Raw genomic sequence first — 23,009 nt, 5'->3', positions numbered from 1 at the left:
CTCCAAAGGCGGACGCCCCGCTTTTTCCGGGGACGTGGGGGAACGCTCGCAGAAATTATATGACTTGTCACGTAATATTTCTTCGGGCTTTATCGGGGGCGATGGGAGGCAGGTCATGACCAAGGCGAGCGAACGAAATGCCGCGCGCATCGCGGCGCGCCGGGCGCGGGAGGGCTACAATGTCTTTTCTCGCCTGCCGGCGGTCTACGCGGCGTCGCGCTCGCAGGGGCAGCAGTTCCTGCAGCTCGGTGGCGGGCTGTCGATCGTCGAATGGCGCACCCTATGGGACCTGCACGAAGTTGGTCCGATGACCATCCGCGACCTTTCGGCGATCCAGCGGGCGGATCATTCGCTGCTCAGCCGGGCGCTGCCTGCCATGGCCCGCAAGGGCTATGTGACCATGCGGCGGGACGACGGTGACGGGCGGCAGACCATCGTCGAGATCGCGCCTGCGGGCCGCGCCGCCTATGACTGCGCCGCGCCGGTGATGGCGCGCCGCCGCGCCGCGCTGCGCGAGGTGTTCTCGGAGGAGGAGATCGCCGTCTTCGTGGGGTTCCTCGACCGTTTCGAGGAGTTCCTGCGCACGCCGGTGGAGCAAGTGCTGAAGGAGGAAAGCGCAAAGTGACGACACGCCCCAACGTTCTGTGGATCATGGCGGACCAGCTCCGCTTCGACTATCTCAGCTGCGCCGGCCACCCGCATCTGCACACCCCGCATATCGATGCGCTGGCGGCGCGCGGCGTGCGCTTCACCAATGCCTACGTGCAATCGCCGGTCTGCGGCCCGTCGCGCATGTCCGCCTACACCGGGCGCTACGTGCGCAGCCATGGCTCGACCTGGAACGGCATGCCGCTGCGGGTCGGCGAGCCGACGCTCGGCGACCACCTGCGCGAGGTCGGTGCCCGCGCGGTGCTGGTCGGCAAGACCCATATGACCGCCGATGCCGAGGGCATGGCCTGGCTGGGGATCGACCCCGAGAGCGAGATCGGCGTCCGGGTCTCGGAATGCGGCTTCGAGCCATTCGAGCGCGACGACGGGCTGCACCCCGACAGCCCGCGACAGAACTGGTCGGCCTATGACGATTACCTCGTGGCGCAGGGCTATGTCTCTGAAAACCCCTGGGAGGATTTCGCCAACTCGGGGCTCGACGCGGATGGCGAGCTGCTCTCGGCCTGGCTGCTGAAACACTCGCGCCTCGCCGCCAACGTCCCCGAGGAGCACTCGGAAACCGCCTATATGACCGACCGGGCGATGGACTTCATGCGCGAGGCGCAGTCGGACGGGCGCCCCTGGGTGTGCCACCTGTCCTACATTAAGCCGCATTGGCCCTATATCGTGCCCGCGCCCTACCACGACATGTACGACGAGAGTCACATCCTGCCGCCGGTCCGCTCCGGGGCTGAACGCGAGACCGATCATCCGCTGCTGCGCGCCTACCACGAGGCGCGGGTCTGCAAGAGCTTCTCGCGCGATCACGTCCGCGAGCACGTGATCCCCGCCTACATGGGCCTGATCAAGCAGCTCGACGACAACCTCGGGCGGCTCTTCGCCTGGATGGACGAGCAGGGGATGAGCGAGAATACCATCATCGCCTTCACCTCGGATCACGGCGACTACATGGGCGACCACTGGATGGGGGACAAGGATTTCTACCACGAGATGGCGGTGAAGGTGCCGTTGATCATCGCCGATCCGCGCCCCGAGGCAGAGGGCACGCGCGGGCTCGTCTCCGATGCGCTGGTCGAGATGATCGACCTCGCGCCGACCTTCATGGCCGCCATTGGCTGCGAGGCCAAGCCGCATGTGATCGAGGGCCGCGACCTCACCCCGATCCTGCACGGCTCCGGGGGCTTCTCGCGCCGCTACGTGATCAGCGAGCACGACTACCACTGGTCCGACATGGCCCGCAGCCTGAACCAGCCGCAGGAAGACGCGCACACGGTGATGATCTTCGACGGGCGTTGGAAATACATCCGCTGCGAGGGGTATCGGCCGGTGCTGTTCGATCTGGAGACCGACCCGGACGAGTTGACGGACCTCGGCGCGTCGCAGGCGGTAGACCCCGTTGCGGTGCGCGCCCGGATGGAGGCGGCGCTGCTCGACTGGGCCCGCCGGCACCACACGCGGATCACCGCCACACCCACGGTTCTGGCGCGGCAGAAGAAGGCGGCCGAGACCGGCATCCTCATCGGCTTCTGGGACGAGAAGGAATACGAGGAGGTGACCGGCAAGCCTTTCGACAGCCTGACGCCGGTGGGGCGGCCCTAGCTGGCCACTTCGCGGCGTCGTCCCGCGTAGGGGACGCCACGGCGCGCCAGATCAGCGTTCCCATTATGTTCCGTCTCGGCTATGCTCGGCCCGATCAGAACATGCCGCAGGGCAGGATCGGGCAGCAGATGACACAGGCAGACCTCAGCACAGGTCCGGCGACGGATCTCCAGCCGGGCGCGGGCGCGGCGCAGACGGACCCTCTCGCGGCGCTGAACGACAACCAGCGCGCCGCCGCTACCTTCGGCATCAGCCCAGGCGATGCGTCGCCGGCCGGGCCGCTGCTGGTGATCGCGGGGGCGGGCTCCGGCAAGACCAGCACGTTGGCGCATCGGGTCGCGCAGCTGCTGATGAACGGCGCCGACCCGCAGCGCATCCTGCTGATGACCTTCTCGCGCCGCGCTGCCAGCGAATTGACCCGCCGGGTCGAGACGATCACCACCCGCGCCATGGGCACCGGGATCGTCGCCGAGGCGCTCACGTGGGCCGGCACCTTCCACGCCATCGGCGCACGGCTGCTGCGCGAACACGCACCGGCCATCGGGCTGAACCCCGAGTTCTCGATACATGATCGCGAGGACAGCGCCGACCTGATGAATCTCTGCCGCAATGCGCTGGGGTTCTCGGCCACCGAGAAGCGCTTCCCGGCAAAGGGCACCTGTCTGTCGATCTATTCCCGCGCGGTCAACGCCGGCGAGCCGCTGGACGAGGTGCTGCGCGATCACTTCCCATGGTGCGCCATGTGGGAAGGAGAGCTGAAACAGCTCTTCGGTGCCTATGTGCGCGCCAAGCAGGAGCAGAACGTGCTCGATTACGACGACCTGCTGCTGGCCTGGGCGCAGGTCATGTCGGACGCCGAGTTCGCCGCCCATATCGGCAGCGCCTGGGACCACGTGCTGATCGACGAGTATCAGGACACCAACCGTCTGCAGGCGCGCATCCTCATGGCGCTGAAGCCGGACGGGCGGGGCCTCACGGTGGTCGGCGACGACGCGCAGTCGATCTACGCCTTTCGTGCCGCCACCGTCCGCAACATTCTCGACTTCCCCGACGCCTTCGCGCCGCCCGCCGATGTCATCACGCTCGACCGCAACTACCGCTCGACCGCGCCGATACTGGAAGCCGCCAACGCGGTGATCGGGCAGGCCCGCGAGCGCTTCACCAAGAACCTCTGGACCACCCGTGCCTCTGCCGAGAAACCGCAGCTGGTGACGGTGAACACCGAGGCCGACCAGGCCCGCTACATGGTGGATCGAATCCTGGCCGACCGAGAGACCGGCACCGCGCTCAAGCAGCAGGCGGTGCTCTTCCGCACCTCCAGCCACTCGGTGCAGCTCGAGGCCGAGCTCACCCGCCGCAATGTGCCCTACGTAAAATTCGGCGGGTTGAAGTTCCTCGACAGCGCCCATGTGAAAGACCTGCTGTCGGTGCTGCGGCTGGCGCGCAACCCGCGCGACCGGGTGGCGGGATTCCGGGTGCTGCAGCTGATCCCCGGCATCGGGCCGAAGTCAGCGGCGAATATCCTGGGTGCGCTCGACCTCTCGCCCGATCCCGCCGCGGCGCTGAACGACGTCGCGCCCCCCGCCAAGGCCGAGGCCGACTGGCCTGCCTTCGTCGCGGCGATGACCACCCGCGCGCCTTGGCCCGCCGCCATCGGCCTCGCCCGCGCCTGGTACGAGCCGCATCTCACCCGCATTCACGAGGATGCCGACACCCGCCGCGACGACCTGCTGCAACTGGAGCAGATCGCCATGGGCTACCCTTCGGCCGAGGCTTTCCTGACCGAGCTGACGCTCGATCCTCCCGATGCCACATCGGACCGCTCGGGCGTGCCGCTGAAGGACGAGGACTACCTGATCCTCTCGACCATCCATTCCGCCAAGGGGCAGGAATGGAAATCGGTCTACCTTCTCAACGCGGTCGACGGCTGCATCCCTTCGGACCTCGGCACCGGATCGAGCCCGGAGCTGGAGGAGGAGCGCCGCCTGCTCTACGTCGCGATGACCCGCGCCAAGGACCGGCTGACGCTGGGGCTGCCGCTGCGATTCTACGTCACCCAGCAGAGCCGCGGAGGCGACCGGCACGTCTACGCCACGCGTACCCGCTTCATCCCGCGCGAACTGCTCGGGCATTTCGAAAGCAGCCACTGGTCACCCGCACCGCAGGGTGGTGGCGCCGCGCCCGCGCCGGGGCGGATCGATATTGCCGCGCAGATGCGGGACATGTGGGGCTGAATCCGGCGGGGCGGCGCGGTTTCGGGGGCTCTGCCCCCCGCCGCCGCGCGGCGTCCCCCGGGATATTTGGGTCTAGACGAAGGCTCGGAAAGTTGCGCTTTGCGTCCCGAGGCGGCTTCGGCGAGAAGGGGGGAGCCGCATATCCGGAGGGGCTTTTCCTGGTGAGCAACGCCGTATTCCATTGGCATCCCGACTGCCGCCTGCTGCGCGCCGCGCCAGGTGACCCGGTGCTGCGCGACCTGTGCGCTGCGCTGACCAGCGGCGCGGGCTTCACCATCGGCCCCGAAGGGGTGACGCCGCTGCCCGCTGCCGCGCGCGGGATCCTGCAGAGCCGTTCTTCGGGAACCACCGGCGCCGCCAAGGCGATCCGCCGCACGCATGGCTCGTGGATCGCCAGCTTCGAGGTCAATGCCGCGGCGCTCGGGATCACCCGCCGCGACACCTGCGCGGTTCTCGGCGCGCCGCAGCATTCGCTGGCGCTCTACGGCATCGCCGAGGCGGCCTGGCTGGGCGCGGACCTGCTGTGCCTCGGCGAGCAGCGCCCGGGGGCTCAGGCATCGACGCTGCACGAGACGGCGGCGACGCTGCTCTACGCCACGCCCACCCAGCTGCGCCTGCTCTGCGAGGCGGGGCAGGGGATGCCCTCGCTGCGGCACATCCTCTGCGGCGGCGGCAGGATGCCGGAGGGGCTGCGGGCGCGACTGGCGGCGCTCTGCCCGAACGCCGAGCTGCGCGAATTCTACGGCGCCGCCGAGACCAGTTTCATCGCCTGGGGCGATGCTGCGACGCCCGAGGGGGCGGTAGGCCGGGCCTATCCCGGCGTCGAGATCCGCATCGACGCGCCCGAGGGGGCCTTCGGCGAAATCTGGGTGCGCAGCCCCTATCTTTTCGATGGCTACGCCGAGGGCTCCAGCGCCGACACGCGCTGGCGGGACGGGTTTCTCACGGTGGGCGAGATGGGGCGGCTGGATGCCGAGGGCTTACTGAGTATCGCCGGGCGGCGCTCGCGCATGGTGACCATCGCCGATCAGAACGTCTTTCCCGAGGATATCGAGGGATGGCTGATCTCCGATCCCGCGGTGCGCCATTGCGCTGTTCTGCCCCGACCCGACCCGCGCCGGGGGGTGCATCTGGTGGCGGTGATCGCGGGTGAGCTCGACGCGGAAACCTGTGGGCGGCTGCTCGCACTTGGCCGTCACGCCTTCGGCCCGCTCGCCGCGCCGCGCCGGGTCATCGGCATGGCAGAGTTCCCGCTCACCGTCTCGGGCAAGCCGGATCTGCGCGAGATCGCGCGGCGGCTGGAGGCAGAGGCATGAGCGGGGTGCGGATCCTCTCGGCCCTGCGCTCGCCCGTCGCACCGCGCGGCGGGGCGTTGTCGCGACTGGAGATCCCTCAGCTGGCCGCCCCGGTGCTCTCTGCCGCGCTCGCAGCGGCGGGGCTGGAGCCCGGCGAGGTGGAGGAATTGGTGTTGGGCAATGCGCTCGGCGCGGGCGGCAATCCGGCGCGGTTGGTGGCGCTGGCGGCGGGCTTGCCCGCGCGGGTGGCAGGGCTGACCATTGACCGGCAGTGCTGCGGCGGGCTCGATGCGCTGGTCGTCGGTGCGGCGATGATTGCCTCGGGGCAGGCCGAGGTGGTGGCGGCGGGCGGGGTCGAATCCTACTCGCGCCGCCCGCTGCGGCTGCGCACCGATCCTGACGGCGGCCCCGCCACCGCCTATGACCGCCCGCCCTTCACCCCCTGGCCCGAGCTCGACCCGGAGATGGACATCGCCGCCGAGGCGCTGGGGGCCGAGGGCGGCATCGCCCGGGCAGAGCAGGATGCCTGGGCGATCGAGAGCCACCGCAAGGCGCTGGCCGCCGACTTCTCCGCCGAGATCGTTCCGCTGGCGGGGTTGGAGCGCGATGCCTTCACTCGCGTCCTGTCGGCGCGGCTGGCGGCGCGGGCACCGGTGCTGTCGGGCGCGATCACCGCCGCCAACGCCGCCGTGGCGGCGGATGGGGCGGCGATCTGCATCCTCGTCTCGGAGCGGGTGGCGGCGCGGCTCGGGCGGGACGGGCTTGGCTGGGGTGGGGGGCTGACGCTGGGCGGGCGGCCCGACCGGCCCGGCCTCGCGCCGGTGGCGGCGATCCGCAGCCTGCTGGCGCGGCAGGGGCTGAGCGCGGCGGATCTGAACGTCGCCGAGGTGATGGAGGCCTACGCGGTGCAGGCCATCGCCTGCGTGCGGGGGGGCGGGATCGACCCGGGGATCGTCAACCCCGGCGGCGGCGGGTTGGCGCGCGGACACCCGGTGGGGGCCTCGGGCGCGATCAACGCGGTGCGTCTGTTCCACGCGTTGTCGGCGCGTGGCGGCACCGGCCTTGCCACCATCGCGGCGGCGGGCGGGCTGGGGACGGCGGTGCTGCTGTCTAGCTGAAGCCGCGCAGCGTGGTGAAGTCTTCCAGCGGATCGCGGGCGGTTTCGACCGTGTTGACCGGCGCTTCGGGATCGGCGCGTCCCAGCGCCATGCCGCAGACCACCATCTCTTCCGCGCCGAGCCCGAGCTGGGCGTGGGCGACATCGGCGTAATTGGCCAGCGCCCCGATACCGCAGGTGGCGTAGCCCATGCCCTGCGCCGAGACCATCAATGCCATCAGCGCCATGCCCAGATCCATGAAGCAGCCCTTGCCCATGTCCGGATGAATGGTCACGACGATGCCGACCGGGGCGTCGAAGAAGCCGTAGTTGCGGGTGAACTGGGCACGGCGCCCGTCGATGTCGCGCCGCTCAACCCCCAGCGCGGCATAGAGCGCGTAGCCTGCAGCGCGCTGCTTGGCCTTCAGTTCGGGGGGCATGGGGCTTGGGAAATAGGAGTATTGCGCGACCTGCGGGCGACCGGCGTCGATTGCCCCGTGCAGCGCCGCGCTCAGATCGTCCAGCGGTGCGCCGGTCAGCGCGTGGAAGCGGCCGGGTTGCAGGTTGGCGCCGCTCGGTGCCGAGCGCGCCGCGCGCAGGATCCGCTCGAGATCGGCGCGCGGCACGGGGTCTTTCAGGAAGGCACGGGCGGAGCGGCGCGCAAAGAGCAGCTCCTCTGCCGCCGTGACGCTCATCGCGGGATCAGCCGCGCGACAGCACGCTGGCCGGGCGCGAGCGCGCCAGCGCCGAGGTGATGAGACCCGCCAGCACCGCCTTGATCACGTCGCCGGGGATGAAGGCGGTGACCAGCAGCACCGCCTCGGGGAGGGTCTTGCCGAGGGTGACGGACATGCCGATGACGCCAAAGACATAGAGCACGAGGATGCCGCCAATCACCGAGGCGATGGAAGAGACCAGCGCCAGGTTGCCGCGCCAGCGCTCGACGATGAAGCCGGTGACGAAGGCGGCGACCGGCCAGCCGACGAGGAAGCCGACGGTCGGCGAGGCGAAGACGCCGAGACCGCCACGACCGCCCGCCAGCAGCGGCAGGCCGAGCGCCACCAGCGCGATGAACAGCAGGCAGGCCAGCGCGCCGCGTTTTGCACCCAGCACGGTGCCGGCGAGCATCACGCCCAGCGTCTGCGCGGTGATCGGCACGCCGAAGGCGAGGGTGAACTTCGGGATCAGCCCGAGCCCGGCGATGAGCGCGGCAAAAAGCGCGACGTGGGTGAGATTGCGTTCCAAGGGCGGATCCTCCTATCCGGTCGTGTCTGGCGGTTCGAGACCGCCACGGGCGCGCAGCGCCTCGGCGACATGTTCTGCATCATCAATGGCCAGGGCCGCAAGGGGCATCACCACCTGCCAGCCGGCGCGGCGGGCCGAGCGGGCGCGCCAGGCCTCGGTCAGCAGACCGCCCTTGCGGGCGATCGAGGGGGTGAAGCGCACCACCAGCGCGACCGAGAGTTCCAGCGCGCGGGTCGAGAGGCCGAAGCGGCGAAAGGGGGCCAGAAGCCAGCTGGCGACGGCGACCATGTCGGTCAGCCGTGTGGTCATGGTGACGAAATTGGCCAGCGTCAGCGCGGCCAGCAGGCGCAGGGCGACGGCGATGCCCTCGGCCACCTGTCCCGTCACCCCGTGCCAGAGCGCGATCAGCGCGAGGAAGGGCAGCAGGATGCGCAGGCTGCGCGCGGCCCCGGCGGCGAACTTCGAGCCTCCGGTCAGCACCAGCGCCACCACGGCTGCGAAGGCGAGCGCAAGCTCCCAGGGATCTTGCAGCGCGAAGAGACCGATGGTGGCCAGCGAGAGCGCCGCGAGCTTGACGCCCGCCGGCAGCCGGTGGGCCCAGGTCTCAACCGGCGAGGTCAGAGAGATCATCGCGCCCCCCCCAGAGGCGCATCTGCGCCTCGAACTGTCCGAGCACCTCGCTCGCCGCGCCGTCGGCGCGGATCGTGCCCTCGTCGATCCAGATCACCCGGTCGTAGTGGCGCACGCTCTCGGGGTCGTGCGTGATGTGGAGGATCGCCGCCTCGACCTCGTCGACGTAGCGCATCAGTTGCATGCGGGTGGGAATGTCCAGCCCGGAGTAGGGCTCGTCGAGAACGATCAGCGACGGGCGCATCGCCAGTACCGCCATCAGGCAGACCAGCTGCTTCTGGCCCTGCGACAGACCGTGGGTCGGCGCGGTGGCCCAATGGGTCTTGCCGAAATGGGTCAGGATTTCCGCCACTTCCGCGGCGGTCTCCGCGCGGCTGCGTCCCAGCTGCAGCAGGCCGAAGGCGATCTCCTCCTCGACGGTGGGGAAGATGATCTGGTGGTCGGGGTTCTGGAACAGGATGCCGACCGCGCGCAGCGCCGCCTTGCGGTCGCGCGCCATGTCGCGCCCGGCAATCTCGGCGCTGCCCTCGTCGGCGGGCTGAAGCCCGGCGATCACCCGCGCCAGCGTGGTCTTGCCCGAGCCATTGCGCCCGACGATGCCGATGCGCCGCTCCTGCGCGGTCAGCGAGACCTGCCGCAGCGCCTGCGCGCCGCCGAGCTTCACCGAGACATTCCTGAGCTGCAGCACCCGTGCGCTTCCCCTGCGATCCGATATCGGCTCGGGGTACGACGCGCAGCGGCCCGGTTGCAATCCCTTCCGTGGTCCGAGGCTGGCGGCGGGGGCGTGGGTCGCTTGGGCCTGCTGCAGTATTCGGCTACTCTCGACGCCAATAGACAGACCGATTTCATTGCCGTCCCGGGGCAGTCCCCCGTCCATCCGGCGCCCATTTCAATCCAAGCACTTCCGGAGTTTCCCGACATGCGTCTCAAACGCTCGATCGCCCTGCCGATCTTCCTTGTGGGGGCCGCGCTCGCCTCTGTCACGACGGCGCAACAGCTCGACGTACCCTTCACGACCTACTGCCCGCCCGATTCCGAGGCCGCCTGCTTCGGCTATGCGGATGTCATGGGGCTCGACCCCAATGGCGACGGGTTCCTCGCAGTGCGCAGCGGCCCGGGGTCGGAGTATCGCAAGATCGGCGAATTGCACAACGGCGACCGGGTCGGCACCTACGAGCGTCGCGGCAAATGGTACGCGATCAGCTTCGGGCCGAATGACATGCTGGGCTGGGCCCACGGCAACTGGCTGGGAAATTTCGTGCCCTGATGCGGGCACATGAGCGCGCAGAGGCATTTTGGACGCGCTGTCCCGACGCCAGCCGAAGCGCGCATCACGCGCAATTGACACCGGGGTGCCCGCGGATAGACTTGGAATATGTCCGACAAATTGAGCACGCTTGGCCTCGGCTTCGACACGCAGGCCGCGCCCGAGAAACGCAAGAACGAATCCATCGCGGACTGGCTGGGACGCCAGATCGTCAGCGGCGTCTATGCCAGCGGAGACCCGATCCCGAAGGAGATGGATTTCCTCGCCGAAACAGGCATTTCACGCGGGGCCTACCGCGAGGCGCTGCGCCGGCTGGCGGGCAAGGGCATGCTGGTCACCCGCACCCGCAGCGGCACGCGAGTGACCCCGCGCGAGCAATGGTCTCTACTGGATCCCGATGTGGTGCGCTGGAGTTTTGAGAGCGGCGCGCCGCCCGACTGGTATATCCGCGCACTCTACGAGATGCGCGCGATGATCGAGCCGCCCGCCGCCGCCTTCGCCGCCGAACGCCGCAGCGAGGCGGACATGCAGCTGTTTCGCGACGCGCTGCACGCGATGCGCTACTGCGACATGACCGAGGACAGCTGGCACAATGCCGATGCGAGCTTCCACCGGGCGATCCTGATCAGCTCGCACAACCCGGTTCTGCTGTCGCTCGAGGCGGGGATTTGCGCGGCGGTGGCCTATACCACCGCCTTCCGCTACCGCGACATGCCCAACCCGCACACTCGCAACCCGGTCGAGGAGCACGCTGCCGTCTTCGAGCGGATCGAGGCGCGCGACCCGGTGGGTGCGCGCAAGCTGATGACCGAACTGGTGGACACGGCGCTGCTCGATTCCAAGGGCACGACCGTCTTCGACCTCGGGTTGCCGACGTTGAAGGTCTGACCGGCCGGGCCTTCTTCCGGTCTTGGCAGCCCTGCGGGGGGCAGGCCACGCCTCCGCCTGTCTTGCCGAGCATGCCGACCCACAAAAGAGCCCCCACCGATCACGGCGGGGGCCAGGTCCGGGAACCGGGGTGCCCGGGAGGATACTCTGGCGTCAGCCTTTCACGCCCGACGAGATCATCACTGCCTCGGTCACCCGCTTCTGGAAGATCAGGTAGGCGATGACCACCGGGGCCGCTGCCAGCAGCGCCACCGACATGATCCGCGCGTAGGCCACGCCGAAGGCGTCGTTCACCTGGGTGATCCCGACGGGAATGGTCATCATGTCCTCGGTGGTGATCACCAGGAAGGGCCAGAGGAAGGCGTTCCAGCTCATGATGAAGGTGATGATGCCAAGCGCCGTGGTGATGCCCCAGTTGAGCGGCAGGTAGACCTTGAAGAGCAGCGTGTAGTCGCCGCCGCCATCCAGCACCACGGCCTCCTTCATCTCCTTCGGCACCGCGTCGAAGAACTGCTTGTAGACGATGATCACCACCGGCACGACCAGCTGTGGCAGGATGATCCCGCCCCAGCGGTTGATCAGGTCGAGATCGTTCATCAGCACGAACTGCGGCACCACCAGCGCCTGTGCCGGCACCATGAAGCTGGCCAGCACGATGCCGTAGAGCAGGCGGCGACCGGGAAACTGCATCTGGCTGAGGGCGTAGGCGCACATCATGCCGGTCAGCAGCACCACCGCGGTGATGATCACCGAGGTGCCGATGGAGTTGATGTACCAGTCGATCAGCGAGGTGTTGAACAGCGCGTCGACGTAGGACGAGAGGTTGAACTCGTCCGGGAAGAGACCGGCGCCCTCGGAGACCACCCGGTTTTCCGAGCGGATCGAGGTGACGAAGGCCCAGTAGAGCGGGAAGATCCAGATCAGCCCGGCGAGCAGCGTGATGGCGGTGAGCGCGAGGTTCTCGAAACGTCTCTGCCGGGTCATTTGTCTTTCCCCCCGATGCGCAGGATCTGGAATTGCAGCACCGAGATCACCACGATGATCAGGAACAGCACCAGCGAGATGGCCGCGGCATAGCCGCCGTGGTTGAGCTGGAAGGCCTCGCGGTAGACCATCAACAGCAGCACGTAGCTGGAGTTGAACGGCCCGCCCTCGGACAGCAGGTAGACCTGGTCGAAGATCTTCAGCTGCAGGATCAGTTGCAGTGTCAGCACCAGCGCGGTCACCGGCCACAGGAGCGGCCATGTCACCTTGAAGAACAGTTGTCTGCGGGTCGCGCCGTCGAGCTTGGCGGCCTCGTAGAGCTCCCCGGGGATGTTGCGCAGTCCGGCGAGAAACAGCAGCACGTTGAAGCCGTTGGTCCACCAGATCGTCACCACCGCCACGGCGGGCATGACCCAGAAGGGGTTCTTGAAGACGGGCACCGGCTTGCCGGTGAAGAACTCGATGACCGGTTGCAGGATGCCGAACTGGAAGTCGAGCATCCAGGCCCAGATCTGCGTCACCACAGAGACCGGCAGCACGTAGGGCATGAAGAAGAGCACCAGCGCCAACGCCTGCATCCGCCCCGACAGCCGGTTCACCGCGAGCGCGATGACCAGCGCGATCACCGTCGTCGGGATGACCGTCAGCAGAACGAAATAGCCGTTGTTGACCAGCGACTTGTAGAACAGCTTGTCGGAGAGCAGCCGCGCGTAGTTGTCAAAACCCACCCAGTCGCCGCCGCCGATCAGCGGCGCGTCGGTGAAGCTCATGCGGACCACCTCGATCACCGGATAGGCGAAGACCAGCGCGAAGATCGCCACGAAGGGCAGGATCAGCGAATAGGCCACCAGCCTGTGCCGTGACCGGTTCCGGATCATGGCCATGTCGTCAATTCTCCTCCCAGAGGGGTATTCAGCCCCCACGCGTGCGGTGACGCGCGGGGGCCGCGGCGCGGATCGCGCCTCAGTTCATCTTGCTTTCCAGCTCGGACTTGACCTGTTCGATCGCGTCCTCCGCCGACAGGTAGCCGTGCATTGCGGGCGAGATGATGTTCTGCGCCGCGTCATAGGCGGGCGAAGCCACGCCGGCGACTTCGCTGCGCGGATCGTAGGTCGCGCCATCGGCCAGCGACGAGTAGGTCGCGTTCGGCTCCATGGTCTTGAACTCGTCGCTCTCGGCCACCGGCTTGTAGGCCGGGATGTGGCCCGCATCGGCCCATTGGATCGCGTGCTTTTCCATCCAGCCGATCACCTGCATGACCGCCTCGCGCTTGGCGGGGTCCATCTCTTCGTCGCCCTGCACCGGGATCGCCCAGGCGTGGCTGTCGGCCCAGGTTGTCCGGGTGTCCATCAGCTTGGGGATCTCCACCGCGCCCCACTCGAAGCCGAGGTTGCCGTTCTTCTCGAGGTCTTTCATCGTCGGGACTTCCCAGACGCCATTGAGCTGGAACGCCGACTTGCCCGAGGTGAAGAGCGCGACCGAGGCCTCGTAGAGCGCCTGCTCGGGTTGCCAGCCCTGATCGTGCCAATTGGTCATGATCTCGAGCGCCTTGACCGCCTTCTCGGCGCTGTCACCGGGCAGCACTTCGCCGTCTTCCGAGATCAGCGTGCCGCCCTGCTGCGAGAGCAGCGTGTAGAACACGCGGTAGGTGCCGCCATCGTCGCCGGTGGCATAGGTCACCGGGGCCTCCGAGCCGTTGTCGGCGGCGGCCTGCAGGGCTTCCTCGAAGTCGGCGAGGCTCTCGATACCGGTCAGCTTGCCTTCATCGTCGAGGAAGCGCGTCCCCTCGAGGTAGGTCTTGTTGTAATAGAGCACGATGGAATGGATATCGAAGGGCACCGCGTAGAGCGTGCCGTCCGGCCCCTTGGCTGCGTCGAGCGAGCTGGCGAAGAAATCACCCTCGCTGAGTCCCGCGGCGTCCAGGTCGGCCGCGGTGATCGGGGTCAGCACGCCTTCGCTGAGTCCGAGCGGCATGCGCGACAGGTGGTAGGTCATGAGGTCCGGCCCGCGACCCACGGCGGCGGACGTGCGCACCTTGGTGTAGAAGGGCACGCCCCATTCAAGCGTGGTGCCCTCGATTTGCACGTCGGGGTGTTCCTCGTTGAACTGCTCGATCAGCGCCTTCATGCGCACGCCGTCGCCGCCGGCGAAGAAATCCCACCAGGTGACGGTCTGCTGCGCGAAGGCGGGCATGCCGATGCCGGCAAGCGCCGCGATTGCAGAGATCTGTGCCAATGTCTTCAGTTTCATTCGGTCCTCCTCCTTGACCGTGGGGCGAAAGGCGCCCCGACCTGTTCTGATCCGCCCTCCAGCAGACCCTAGCGAAGCCTCGCGCCCTCGGGCGTGAAGGCAAAAACCTTGTCCGGCTCTGCGCCGATACTGAGTCGCTGGCCCTCGAGCCGGTCGCGGCTGCCGCGCCGTTCGAAGACGATGTCGGCGCCCGAGGCGGAGCGGGTGTGCAGGTAGGAATTCCCGCCCAGTTCCTCTGCCACTTCCACCGTCACCGGCAGGCCGCCGGTCTCGGTCGGCACCAGATGCTCGGGACGCACGCCCAGAACCACGCGGCTGCCCTCGGCGGGCTTGGGCCCGCGCAGCGCTGCGCGCAGAATGCCCTCCTCGGCCGCAGCGGTGATCGTGCCGTCGTCGCTGCCGGTGACCACGGCGTCGACGAAGTTCATCGCCGGAGAGCCGATGAAGCCCGCGACGAAACGGTTGTCCGGATCGTCGTAGAGATGCAGCGGACGTCCGGCCTGCATGACGTGGCCGCCCTTCAGCACGAAGATGTCGTCGGCCAGGGTCATCGCCTCGACCTGGTCGTGGGTGACGTAGATCATCGTCGCGCCGATCTGCCGGTGCAGCCGGGTCAGTTCCAGACGCATCTGCACCCGCAGCTCGGCGTCGAGGTTCGACAGCGGCTCGTCGAAGAGAAACACCTCTGGCTCGCGCACGATGGCGCGGCCGATCGCAACGCGCTGGCGCTGCCCGCCCGAGAGCGCCGAGGGCTTCTTGTCGAGGTGATCGGTCAACTGCAGGATCCGCGCTGCCTCGCGCACCTTTTCCTCGCGCTCGTGGCGCGGGGCACGGGCGAGTCGCAGCGAGAAGCCCATGTTCTCGGCCACGCTCAGGTGCGGGTAGAGCGCGTAGCTCTGGAACACCATGGCGACGCCGCGCTTGGCGGGCTCGACATGGGTGACGTCCCGCCCGCCGATCTCGATGGTGCCGCCGCTGCTTTCCTCCAGCCCCGCGATCATCCGCAGCAAGGTAGACTTGCCGCAGCCCGAGGGGCCGACGAAGACCCCGAACTCCCCCTTCGGGACCTCCAGCGAGACGTCCTTGATGACATCATGCGCCCCGAAGGACTTTTTCACGTTCGTCAGCTTCACGCCCGACATGGCTTACACCTTGAGCCGGACGACGTGGTAGGACAGCGGCGCGACCGAGCCGCCCAGTGTGCCGTCCTCGACCGCGAGCCCGCTGCCCTCAGCCGGGGCGATGGCCTCCGAGTCCGGACCATTGGTGGCACGCAGGTCGTGGCCTTCCATGACCTGATGTCCGATCACCGAGGCCCCCTCGAAGCCGGTCAGCGCCAGCCGCAGGTCGGCGGCTTCGGTCAGGTGGCGGTTGACGATGAACAGCGTCACGGTGCCGCCCGCCGCGTCATGGGTCGCCGCCACGTCTAGATACTGCACGTCGTCGGCCACCGCGCAGTCGTAGGTCGGCCCGTCCACCGACACCCGCAGCGCCGTGCCGCGCCCGTAGAGCGAGGCTAGCTGGTAGGGCCAGTAGATCGACTGCCGCCAGGCCTTGCCGCCCTTGTCGGCGCGGATCGGCGCGATGACGTTCACCAGCTGCGCGATACAGGCGATCTTCACCCGGTCCGAGCGGCGGATGAATTCGTTGAGCAGGCAGGCGACGAAGAGCGCGTCCTCGAAATTGTAATCTTCTTCGAGCAGGGCAGGGGCCTCGGGCCAATCCCAGCTCTTCCAGTTCTTCGAGTCCTGCTCGCGCTTGTGGTACCAGACGTTCCATTCGTCGAAGCAGATGTAGACGTCGTTCTTCGCCCGCTTCTTGGCCTTCACGAAGTCGATCACCCCGGCGATGGCCTGGATGTAGCGGCCGGTTTCCTCGACCTTGCCGAAGAAGTTCAGCGTGTCGTTGCTGGAGTTGCCGAAATACTTGTGCAGCGAGATGTAGTCGACGTTCTCGTAGCATTCCTCCAGCACGCCGCGCTCCCAGTCGGGATAGGTGGGCATCTCGTCGTTGGACGAGCCGCAGACCACCATCTCGGCGCCCGGCGTCAGCTGGCGCAGCGCCTTGGCGGTCTCGTCGGCGAGGCGGCCGTATTCCTTGGCCTCCTTGTGGCCGATCTGCCAGGGGCCGTCCATCTCGTTGCCGAGGCACCACATCTTCACGTTGTATGGCTGCTCGACCCCGTGGCTGCGGCGCAGGTCCGACCAGTGGGTGCCCGAGGGGTGGTTGACGTATTCCATGAAGTTGCGCGCATCCGAGATGCCGCGCGAGCCGAGGTTGACCGCCAGCATCATGTCGATGCCGAGGTCCTGCGCCCAGATGGCGAACTCGTTGATGCCGACCTGGTTGCTTTCCTTGCTGCGCCAGGCGAGGTCGAGACGGACCGGGCGATCCTCCTTCGGCCCGATGCCATCCTCCCAGTTGTAGGCCGAGACGAAATTGCCTCCCGGGTAGCGGATCGCCGGGATGTTCAGGTCCCGCACCATCTGCGCCACGTCGCGGCGGAAGCCGTGCGCGTCCGCCTGAGGGTGCCCCGGCTCGTAGATGCCGGAATAGATGGCCCGGCCCATATGTTCGATGAACGCGGCATACAGCCTGTCGTCGATCTTTGCGATTTCAAACGCGCGATGGATGGCAGCAGTGACCCGCATCCGACTCTCCTCCTAATTTGTAGGACAAAAGAACGACAAGGCGGCGCGCTGTCAACCGCTCATCATTCAAAAGGGAAATGAAGCGACCCTTGGGGGTTGGAATATCCGACCGCACGCTCTGCCAACCGGAAGGTCTCAGAGCAGGTTCGGCGCGTCGGCGAGCCGCCGCCTGCGGCGGGCGATCTTTTGCCAAATGCTTCGCGCAAAGCGTGTTTTCGCGGTATTCTCGGGGGATTGAATTTCTTGCAGGCCATTGATGTCCAGATTAGCCAGATACCCCGCTGGGTTGCCGTCGCTCTTTCTCGTGGAGATGTGGGAGCGCTTCAGTTTCTACGGCATGCGGGCGATCCTCGTGCTCTATCTCGTCGATGCGGTCGAGACCGGGGGCATGGGTCTGCAGACATCCGAAGCGGTGGCGATCTACGGCATCTACTCGGCGGCGGTCTACATTCTCGCGCTGCCCGGCGGCTGGGTGGCCGACCGGTTCTGGGGCGCGCGCAAGGCGATCATTGCCGGCGGCGCGGTGATCATCCTCGGTCACATCCTGCTGGCCATCTCGGGCTCGACCGCCTGGATATTCCTGGCCGGGCTTTGCTGCATCGCGGTGGGGACGGGGCTGCTGAAGCCCAATATCTCGACCATGGTGGGCGAGCTCTACCCCAAGGATGATGTCGGCGGGCGCGATGCGGGGTTTTCCTTCTTCTACATGGGTATCAACCTCGGGGCGATCCTCGGCGGTTTCGTCGCGGGCTATCTCGGCGAGGTCTGGGGTTGGCACTGGGGCTTCGGCGCGGCGGCGGTGGCCATGGCGCTGGGATTGGTCAACTTCCTCTACGCCGGAAGCCGGTCGCTGCAAGGCAAGGGCGAGCGCCCGCCGCCCAAGGTCGTCGATCCGGCGACCCGGCGGCGCGATCATCTCGTGAGCCTTGGGATCGTCGGGGCGGTGGTCGCCATTCTGGTGCTGCTCATCGGCACCGGGCGGATCGACGTGACCAGCGCCGAGGGCGTGGCGCAGGCGACCGGCGTGCTGATCGTCACCGTGGCGATCGGTTTCTTTCTCAACATCTACATTGCCGGCGATCTCAGCGCCGCCGAGAAGAAGCGGATGATCGTGCTTGCGGTGCTCTTCGTCGGGGCCGCGGTCTTCTGGTCGCGTTTCGAGCAGGCGGGCTCGTCGCTGTCAATCTTCGCCGCAGAGCTGACGGACCGCCGCCTGTTGAGCTTCGAGGTGCCGGCCTCGTGGTTCCAGAACCTCAACCCGGCCTTCATCATCCTGCTGACCCCGCTTTTCGCCTGGTTCTGGACCCGGGCGCAGGATCGCGGGTGGGAGATCTCGGTCTTCGTCAAGTTCGGCTTGGCGTTGGTGCTGGTGGGGCTCGGCTTCTGGATCCTCGTGCCGGCGGCCAAGATCGCGATGACCGGGGCCAAGGTCTCGGCGCTGTTCCTGATCGGCACCTTCTTCATCCACACCTGCGCCGAGTTGCTGCTCAGCCCGGTCGGGCTCTCGACCTTCTCCCGGCTCGCGCCCGAACGGTTTGTCAGCCAGATGATGGGCTTCTGGTTCGTCGCCGCCTCGCTGGGAAACCTGCTGGCAGGGCTGCTGGCGGCAGGCATGGACACCGAGACACCCTCTGCCCTGCCAGGGCTGTTCAACCAGCTCTTCTTCGGCAGCGCCATTGCCGGACTGGTGCTGATTGGCCTGTCATGGCCGCTCACCCGATGGGCGCTTTCGGGCAAGGAGGAGCTTGCGGAGGACGAGCGGGCGCGGCCTTAGGCAGGTTCCACCCGCCCGCCGCCGCCCGCCCAATGCGCGAGCAATCGGTTTTTCCTGACGCTGATCGGCGCCACAAATGTACGCGAAGGGAAGTTTTGGCGGCTCGGTTCGTGACGCGGAAGGATTTTCACTATACTTTGGTAGTAGACGAGCCGTTGCGGGTCCGGTCTTCCCCCTTGGAATTTGGGAGAGGCCGGGTGCGGTCGGGGCGTCGCATTTTGAACGAACTGTTTAATTGACAACGAATTGTAGGCGAAAGCCTCGGGGTGATCAGCCCGGACAATAGGAAAAGCAAGGACTTGGCTGACGCTGAAGCGAGGCAGGACCGGGCCGTGTGCCCGGAATGGTAAATTCATTTGTGGAGAGATTTTGGATGGAGGATGCGACCGTGATCAAACGCGACCCGGAAACCGACGGCAACGGAGCGTCGCGACGTCACTGGAAACAGAATCCCGAGGCAGTGCGCGCGAATATCCTGCAGGTCGCGCGCAAGGCCTTCGTGAAGCACGGGCTGACAGGGGCCAAGATCGACGACATCGCGTCGGGGACCGAGACCTCGAAACGAATGATCTATTACTATTTCGGCGACAAGGAGGGGCTCTACCGCGCGGTGCTCGAAGATGCCTACGCCCGGGTCCGCGCGGCCGAGGACGAGCTGGAACTGGCCAGCCTGCACCCGGTCGAGGCGCTGCGGCGACTGGCGGAATTCACCTTCGACCACCATGCCGCCCACGAGGACTTCGTTCGTCTCGTTATGGTCGAGAACCTGCACCACGGGCGCCACATGAAAAAGGTCGGGGACCTGTCCGGGCAGAACATCTCGGCGATCCGGCTGCTCGACCAAATCTACCAGCGCGGCTGTACCGAGGGATTGTTCCGCCGCGGATTGACCCCGTTGGAGTTGCATTGGCACATTTCGGCGCTGGCGATCTTCAACGTCGCAAACCGCGCGACCTTTTCCAGCCTGTTCGGCGATTCCCTGTTCGAGCCCAAGGGACAGCAGCAGCTTCGCCGCCACGTCGGGGACATGCTGCTGCGCTTCGTGATGAAACCGGGGCTCTCGGTCGAGGAGGCCTCGGCCCGTCCGATCGCCGAGACCCGTGCCATTCACCCCGACATCTACCGCTTCCGCGAGACCTGGGACGCCACCTGGGCGACCCTTCCGACCGAGGGCGATGCGGCGACCCGGCGGCTGCATTTCGAATCTGTCTCGCGGTCTCTGCGCCTTCCCAGCCCGGAGGGTGTTGATACCGATGAGGAGCACTGGATCGACACCGAGAGCGGCCCGGTGCGTGTCCGGCTGTTCCGGCCGCATGGATCGGAGCCTCTTCCGGCGCTGGTCTACCTGCACGGCGGAGCGTGGCGCCAGGGCAGCCCCGAAACCCACTGGAACATCACCGCGCGGCTCGCCGCCTGGTCGGGGCACCTGGTGATTTCGGTGGATTACGCGCTGGCACCCGAGCACCCCTATCCCCACGCGCTGCGGCAGATCCCGGCGGTCATCGCCTGGGCGCGCGAGCAGGCCGAGACTCTGGGGATCGACCCTGCGCGCCTGGCGATCGGCGGTGACGGTGCCGGGGGCAACCTCGCCGCGGCGGTGACGCTTTTGAGCCGCGATGCCGGGGTGCCCTTGTCGGCGCAACTGCTGATCTATCCGGTCTGCGATTTCGACACCTCGCGGCCGTCCTGCTCGGAATACGCCGAAGGCCCGCTCTGGACCTTGGCACAGTTGCTGTCGGCACATGCGCAATACTGCCCGGACGAGGCGGCGCGCCAGAGCGACCCGCTGATTGCGCCGCTGGTCGCGACGCGGCACGACAGGCTGCCGCCGGCCTATCTCGCGCTGGCCGAGCACGACCCGCTGCGCGACGGCGGCATCGCCTATGGCGCGGCGCTGCAGGCGGCGGCGGTGCCGGTGCAGGTCGATCCGGGCAAGGGGCTGGTGCGCGACTATCTGCACGCCATCGGCTTCGGCAGCGTTGCCGAGGAGCGGCTGCGCGAGATGAGCCTCTGGCTGAAGGAGGTCGCCGGGTAGGGCGCGGGGGGAGGCCGCCTGGCGGCGGCCTCTCAGAAGGCGCTGGTCAGTCCCGCGCTGATCCGCAGATCGCGGTAGCTGTAGACATCGAAGTTGCTGTCTCGCCGAGCTGCCTCGATCTGCACGTAGGGGGTGAGCCGGCCGAACAAGAAGGTGTCGGTCTTGTCGATCCGCAGCTCGATCCCGTATTCGGTTTCATGCCGCGCCTTGCCGAGCAGCGGCGTCGCGCCGATCTGGTCGAAGGAGGCCGCGTAGACCGACGGTTCGATCAAGAATCCGCCGCCAACCTCGCTGCGCGCCCCGAGGCGCAGCTCGGCATAGTCGTAGGACAGGTCGTCCCGGTCCGCCTCCTGGTGCTGCAGGGACAGGCTCGCAGCGATCTGGGTGCGCCCGCGCAGCGGACGGATCACCGAGAGCCTGGCGCTGGCGCGCGTCACGTCGATATCCGGATGGCTGCCGAGGGTCACGTCCATCACCTCGGTCTCGACGCTGGCAGTCAGGCCGGACGCGCCGCGCCAGCTGACCCCGGCCCCGAGACCGAAGCGCTCCTCGATCATTTCCCCGCCGAAGTAGTCGGTTCCGGCAATCGCCTCGGCCCAGGCGGTGGTCTGCGGCCAGGTCAGCTGCAGGCCGGCGCTGAGCTCGGCGCCCAGCTCGTCCCAGTCGCTGTCGCCGGTCTGGTAGAGATTGCCGTCGGCCTGCACGTAGGCGCTCAGGGTTGCGCCGCCGGCGCGGGCGCGCAGCGGCCATTGCTTGCGCAGCGCCCCGGCCAGCTCGAGCCCGGTCAGCGGCGGATCCTCGCGGTTCATGGTCAGCACCAGCGGCGGATCGCCGAGGATGGTCTCGACCTCGTCGCTGTCATAACTGCGGCCCGCGCCCTCGGGCGCGCGCAGGGCAAAGGAGAAGCGCGTGCGCAGACCGCGCCGCTCGTCGATGGCGCGCATGAAACGCAGGATGTTGCCACGCACCGAGGGTGGCAGATCGGGATTGGAAAGCACGATGCGGAACTGCTCGCGCGACTGCGCGTACTCTCTGGCCTCGAACAGCGCCCGGGCCAGCTCGAGACGCACCCGGAGCAGGCTGGGATCGCTGGCGAGCAGCCTGCGCAGCAGCCGGACGGCGGCTTCCGGCTGGCGCTGCGCGAGCGCGGCCAACGCCTGCTGGAACCCGGCCTCGATCTCCGCAGGGGCTGCGGCGGCAGGCACTGGCGGGACATCGGATTCCTGTGCCCGGGCCTGCGCCCCCGGCAGCTGCAGGGCAAAGAAGACCGCGACCGCCAGCCCTCTCCAGGGGCCGGCGTGCGGGATGTTTGTGGCACGCATGGTCAGCGTGTGGTGTCGACCGCGCCGAAGGCGCCGATGTAGGTGCTGTCGGGGGTGGTTCCCGAGAAGGTGCCGCCGACCTCCTGGGCGTTGCCGCCGTAGAACTGCCCATCGACCGAGCCGGTCAGCTGACCGTAGTTGATGCCGGCGGAGAATCCGCTGCCGCTGATGGTTCCGGCGGCATAGAAGTCGAGGTCGGCGCGATCGGCGATCTTCGCCCCCGTCGTCGGGTCTGCGGTGATCGTGTCGCTGCTGTAGATCTCGATGCTGTCGAAATCCGGCGTGTCCACCGCGATATACGAGGTGGTGACCGCCACTTCGCCGTTGGTGATCACCTGGCCGAGGCTGTCGCCGTAGTAGCTGGCGCTGCCGGTGGTGGGCATCTGGCTGGCCGAGGTCCGGTTGCCGATCGAGCCCGCGCCGGCGACTCGGCTGGTGCCGTTGAGACCGGTCTGCCAGCTGCCGAAGGTTTGGTACTCGTAGCCCTGGCTGACGGGATTCGCGGCAACGAGGAGCGTGTTGCCATCCGCCGTGGTGGCGACAATGCCGCCTGCGACCGTGGTGGTGTCGAATGTATCGCCACTGGCCGCCGACAGGACGATCGTGCCGGAACTGGTCCGAACCGTAACGCCGGTCAGCGCGCCGCCCTCGTAGGTCAGGTCGGTGATGGCGGTGCTGTCGGTCACCACGGGTCCGACGGAGACGACATTGCCATCCGCATCGGTCTGGTAGCCGGTCGAAACCGTCATGCCGTCGGCGCGGTAGGTGCCGTCATCGGTGGTGCTCGTGCTGGTGAAAGCGATGGTGCTGGCGCTGGCCGAGCCGCTGCGGGCGCTGGTGCTGCCGTCGCCGCAGGCTGACAACAATGCCAGCGCGGCGGTACCGAAACAAACGTACTTCATAATTCCTCACAAAAAACGCAACTTGAATAAAGATCAGGATCTGTACGCCGGCGGTAAAATGGCCGGGTCTTCTGCAAATCCGCCAGAAATGGCGACGTGGAAGCGAAGAAAACAACTTAAAATAGGCGCGCCTCGCGGACTCGCCCCATCAGTGAACCACAGTCGTTT

At 67.5% G+C, this 23,009-nt stretch carries 20 protein-coding genes; 9 read left to right on the top strand and 11 right to left on the bottom strand.

What is annotated here, in order from left to right; genetic code table 11:
* The first annotated feature begins 115 nt into the window (after window positions 1–115).
* The 5 genes from BM397_RS17595 (at window position 116) to BM397_RS17575 (ending at window position 6,915) form a co-directional block, all read left to right on the top strand.
* A complete protein-coding gene (locus BM397_RS17595) occupies window positions 116–625 on the top strand; it encodes a MarR family winged helix-turn-helix transcriptional regulator (RefSeq protein ID WP_176806741.1) in 510 nt (169 codons plus the stop codon).
* Entirely contained in the window at window positions 622–2,268 is a 1,647-nt protein-coding gene (locus tag BM397_RS17590) for a sulfatase-like hydrolase/transferase (protein WP_092427284.1), read from the top strand. Before BM397_RS17595 ends, BM397_RS17590 begins: the two co-directional genes overlap by 4 nt.
* 128 nt (window positions 2,269–2,396) lie before the next feature.
* The gene (locus tag BM397_RS17585) at window positions 2,397–4,502 is read left to right on the top strand and encodes an ATP-dependent helicase (RefSeq protein ID WP_092427489.1); all 2,106 of its coding nucleotides are present in this window, start codon (window positions 2,397–2,399) and stop codon (window positions 4,500–4,502) included.
* A gap of 161 nt (window positions 4,503–4,663) precedes the next feature.
* On the top strand, window positions 4,664–5,818 hold the full coding sequence (locus tag BM397_RS17580; protein WP_176806739.1) for an AMP-binding protein: 1,155 nt from the start codon (window positions 4,664–4,666) through the stop codon (window positions 5,816–5,818).
* Entirely contained in the window at window positions 5,815–6,915 is a 1,101-nt protein-coding gene (locus tag BM397_RS17575; RefSeq protein ID WP_092427278.1) for a thiolase family protein, read from the top strand. Before BM397_RS17580 ends, BM397_RS17575 begins: the two co-directional genes overlap by 4 nt.
* Here BM397_RS17575 and BM397_RS17570 read toward each other — a convergent pair.
* Genes BM397_RS17570 through BM397_RS17555 form a run of 4 tightly spaced genes read right to left on the bottom strand, consistent with a single transcriptional unit; the run spans window position 6,908 to window position 9,456 of the window.
* Complete coding sequence (locus BM397_RS17570) at window positions 6,908–7,588, bottom strand: nitroreductase (protein ID WP_092427275.1); 681 nt, start codon at window positions 7,586–7,588, stop codon at window positions 6,908–6,910. The genes BM397_RS17575 and BM397_RS17570 overlap by 8 nt on opposite strands.
* A 7-nt stretch (window positions 7,589–7,595) precedes the next feature.
* The gene (locus BM397_RS17565; protein ID WP_092427272.1) at window positions 7,596–8,138 is read right to left on the bottom strand and encodes a biotin transporter BioY; all 543 of its coding nucleotides are present in this window, start codon (window positions 8,136–8,138) and stop codon (window positions 7,596–7,598) included.
* A gap of 12 nt (window positions 8,139–8,150) precedes the next feature.
* Window positions 8,151–8,768, bottom strand: coding sequence for a CbiQ family ECF transporter T component (locus BM397_RS17560; protein ID WP_092427269.1), 618 nt, complete (start codon window positions 8,766–8,768; stop codon window positions 8,151–8,153).
* On the bottom strand, window positions 8,743–9,456 hold the full coding sequence (locus tag BM397_RS17555) for an energy-coupling factor ABC transporter ATP-binding protein (protein WP_245696136.1): 714 nt from the start codon (window positions 9,454–9,456) through the stop codon (window positions 8,743–8,745). Before BM397_RS17555 ends, BM397_RS17560 begins: the two co-directional genes overlap by 26 nt.
* Before the next feature lie 231 nt (window positions 9,457–9,687).
* On the opposite strand from BM397_RS17555, the gene BM397_RS17550 reads away from it, so the two are divergent.
* Together BM397_RS17550 and BM397_RS17545 are read left to right on the top strand one after the other, a co-directional pair.
* A complete protein-coding gene (locus tag BM397_RS17550) occupies window positions 9,688–10,035 on the top strand; it encodes an SH3 domain-containing protein (RefSeq protein WP_092427263.1) in 348 nt (115 codons plus the stop codon).
* A 108-nt stretch (window positions 10,036–10,143) separates the two neighbouring features.
* A complete protein-coding gene (locus tag BM397_RS17545; protein WP_092427260.1) occupies window positions 10,144–10,923 on the top strand; it encodes a FadR/GntR family transcriptional regulator in 780 nt (259 codons plus the stop codon).
* Window positions 10,924–11,076: 153 nt separating this feature from the next.
* Here the strand turns inward: BM397_RS17545 and BM397_RS17540 are convergent, their stop codons facing one another.
* From BM397_RS17540 to arfA, 5 genes are all read right to left on the bottom strand, one after another.
* On the bottom strand, window positions 11,077–11,907 hold the full coding sequence (locus BM397_RS17540; RefSeq protein ID WP_092427257.1) for a carbohydrate ABC transporter permease: 831 nt from the start codon (window positions 11,905–11,907) through the stop codon (window positions 11,077–11,079).
* On the bottom strand, window positions 11,904–12,791 hold the full coding sequence (locus BM397_RS17535) for a carbohydrate ABC transporter permease (RefSeq protein WP_176806737.1): 888 nt from the start codon (window positions 12,789–12,791) through the stop codon (window positions 11,904–11,906). The genes BM397_RS17540 and BM397_RS17535 overlap by 4 nt, the downstream gene beginning before the upstream one ends.
* Before the next feature lie 79 nt (window positions 12,792–12,870).
* A complete protein-coding gene (locus BM397_RS17530; RefSeq protein ID WP_092427254.1) occupies window positions 12,871–14,157 on the bottom strand; it encodes an extracellular solute-binding protein in 1,287 nt (428 codons plus the stop codon).
* A 68-nt stretch (window positions 14,158–14,225) separates the two neighbouring features.
* Entirely contained in the window at window positions 14,226–15,299 is a 1,074-nt protein-coding gene (locus BM397_RS17525) for an ABC transporter ATP-binding protein (RefSeq protein ID WP_092427251.1), read from the bottom strand.
* Window positions 15,300–15,302: 3 nt separating this feature from the next.
* The gene (gene arfA / locus BM397_RS17520; RefSeq protein WP_092427248.1) at window positions 15,303–16,808 is read right to left on the bottom strand and encodes an arabinosylfuranosidase ArfA; all 1,506 of its coding nucleotides are present in this window, start codon (window positions 16,806–16,808) and stop codon (window positions 15,303–15,305) included.
* A 256-nt stretch (window positions 16,809–17,064) separates the two neighbouring features.
* On the opposite strand from arfA, the gene BM397_RS17515 reads away from it, so the two are divergent.
* Both BM397_RS17515 and BM397_RS17510 read left to right on the top strand, forming a co-directional pair.
* Window positions 17,065–18,582, top strand: coding sequence for a peptide MFS transporter (locus tag BM397_RS17515; RefSeq protein WP_092427245.1), 1,518 nt, complete (start codon window positions 17,065–17,067; stop codon window positions 18,580–18,582).
* A gap of 373 nt (window positions 18,583–18,955) precedes the next feature.
* The gene (locus BM397_RS17510; RefSeq protein ID WP_092427242.1) at window positions 18,956–20,617 is read left to right on the top strand and encodes an alpha/beta hydrolase fold domain-containing protein; all 1,662 of its coding nucleotides are present in this window, start codon (window positions 18,956–18,958) and stop codon (window positions 20,615–20,617) included.
* A gap of 32 nt (window positions 20,618–20,649) precedes the next feature.
* Here BM397_RS17510 and BM397_RS17505 read toward each other — a convergent pair whose 3' ends face one another.
* Window positions 20,650–21,939, bottom strand: coding sequence for a surface lipoprotein assembly modifier (locus BM397_RS17505; RefSeq protein ID WP_092427238.1), 1,290 nt, complete (start codon window positions 21,937–21,939; stop codon window positions 20,650–20,652).
* A 2-nt stretch (window positions 21,940–21,941) separates the two neighbouring features.
* Window positions 21,942–22,841: a transferrin-binding protein-like solute binding protein gene (locus BM397_RS17500; RefSeq protein ID WP_092427235.1), complete on the bottom strand. Its 900-nt coding sequence runs from the start codon at window positions 22,839–22,841 to the stop codon at window positions 21,942–21,944.
* Between the last annotated feature and the right edge of the window lie 168 nt (window positions 22,842–23,009).

It is taken from the genome of Alloyangia pacifica, assembly GCF_900116195.1.
GTDB classification, from domain to species: Bacteria; Pseudomonadota; Alphaproteobacteria; order Rhodobacterales; family Rhodobacteraceae; genus Salipiger; species Salipiger pacificus.
The sequence above is the reverse complement of the archived record's forward strand: the minus strand, read 5'-3'. Positions and strand labels throughout refer to the sequence as shown.

Coding starts and splice junctions, on each gene's coding strand:
- BM397_RS17595 (WP_176806741.1), top strand. CDS start 116: ATGACCAAGGCGAGCGAACGAAATGCCGCGCGCATCGCGGCGCGCCGG.
- BM397_RS17585 (WP_092427489.1), top strand. CDS start 2,397: ATGACACAGGCAGACCTCAGCACAGGTCCGGCGACGGATCTCCAGCCG.
- BM397_RS17575 (WP_092427278.1), top strand. CDS start 5,815: ATGAGCGGGGTGCGGATCCTCTCGGCCCTGCGCTCGCCCGTCGCACCG.
- BM397_RS17570 (WP_092427275.1), bottom strand. CDS start 7,588: ATGAGCGTCACGGCGGCAGAGGAGCTGCTCTTTGCGCGCCGCTCCGCC.
- BM397_RS17560 (WP_092427269.1), bottom strand. CDS start 8,768: ATGATCTCTCTGACCTCGCCGGTTGAGACCTGGGCCCACCGGCTGCCG.
- BM397_RS17550 (WP_092427263.1), top strand. CDS start 9,688: ATGCGTCTCAAACGCTCGATCGCCCTGCCGATCTTCCTTGTGGGGGCC.
- BM397_RS17545 (WP_092427260.1), top strand. CDS start 10,144: ATGTCCGACAAATTGAGCACGCTTGGCCTCGGCTTCGACACGCAGGCC.
- BM397_RS17540 (WP_092427257.1), bottom strand. CDS start 11,907: ATGACCCGGCAGAGACGTTTCGAGAACCTCGCGCTCACCGCCATCACG.
- BM397_RS17535 (WP_176806737.1), bottom strand. CDS start 12,791: ATGGCCATGATCCGGAACCGGTCACGGCACAGGCTGGTGGCCTATTCG.
- BM397_RS17530 (WP_092427254.1), bottom strand. CDS start 14,157: ATGAAACTGAAGACATTGGCACAGATCTCTGCAATCGCGGCGCTTGCC.
- BM397_RS17525 (WP_092427251.1), bottom strand. CDS start 15,299: ATGTCGGGCGTGAAGCTGACGAACGTGAAAAAGTCCTTCGGGGCGCAT.
- arfA (WP_092427248.1), bottom strand. CDS start 16,808: ATGCGGGTCACTGCTGCCATCCATCGCGCGTTTGAAATCGCAAAGATC.
- BM397_RS17515 (WP_092427245.1), top strand. CDS start 17,065: ATGTCCAGATTAGCCAGATACCCCGCTGGGTTGCCGTCGCTCTTTCTC.
- BM397_RS17510 (WP_092427242.1), top strand. CDS start 18,956: ATGGAGGATGCGACCGTGATCAAACGCGACCCGGAAACCGACGGCAAC.
- BM397_RS17505 (WP_092427238.1), bottom strand. CDS start 21,939: ATGCGTGCCACAAACATCCCGCACGCCGGCCCCTGGAGAGGGCTGGCG.
- BM397_RS17500 (WP_092427235.1), bottom strand. CDS start 22,841: ATGAAGTACGTTTGTTTCGGTACCGCCGCGCTGGCATTGTTGTCAGCC.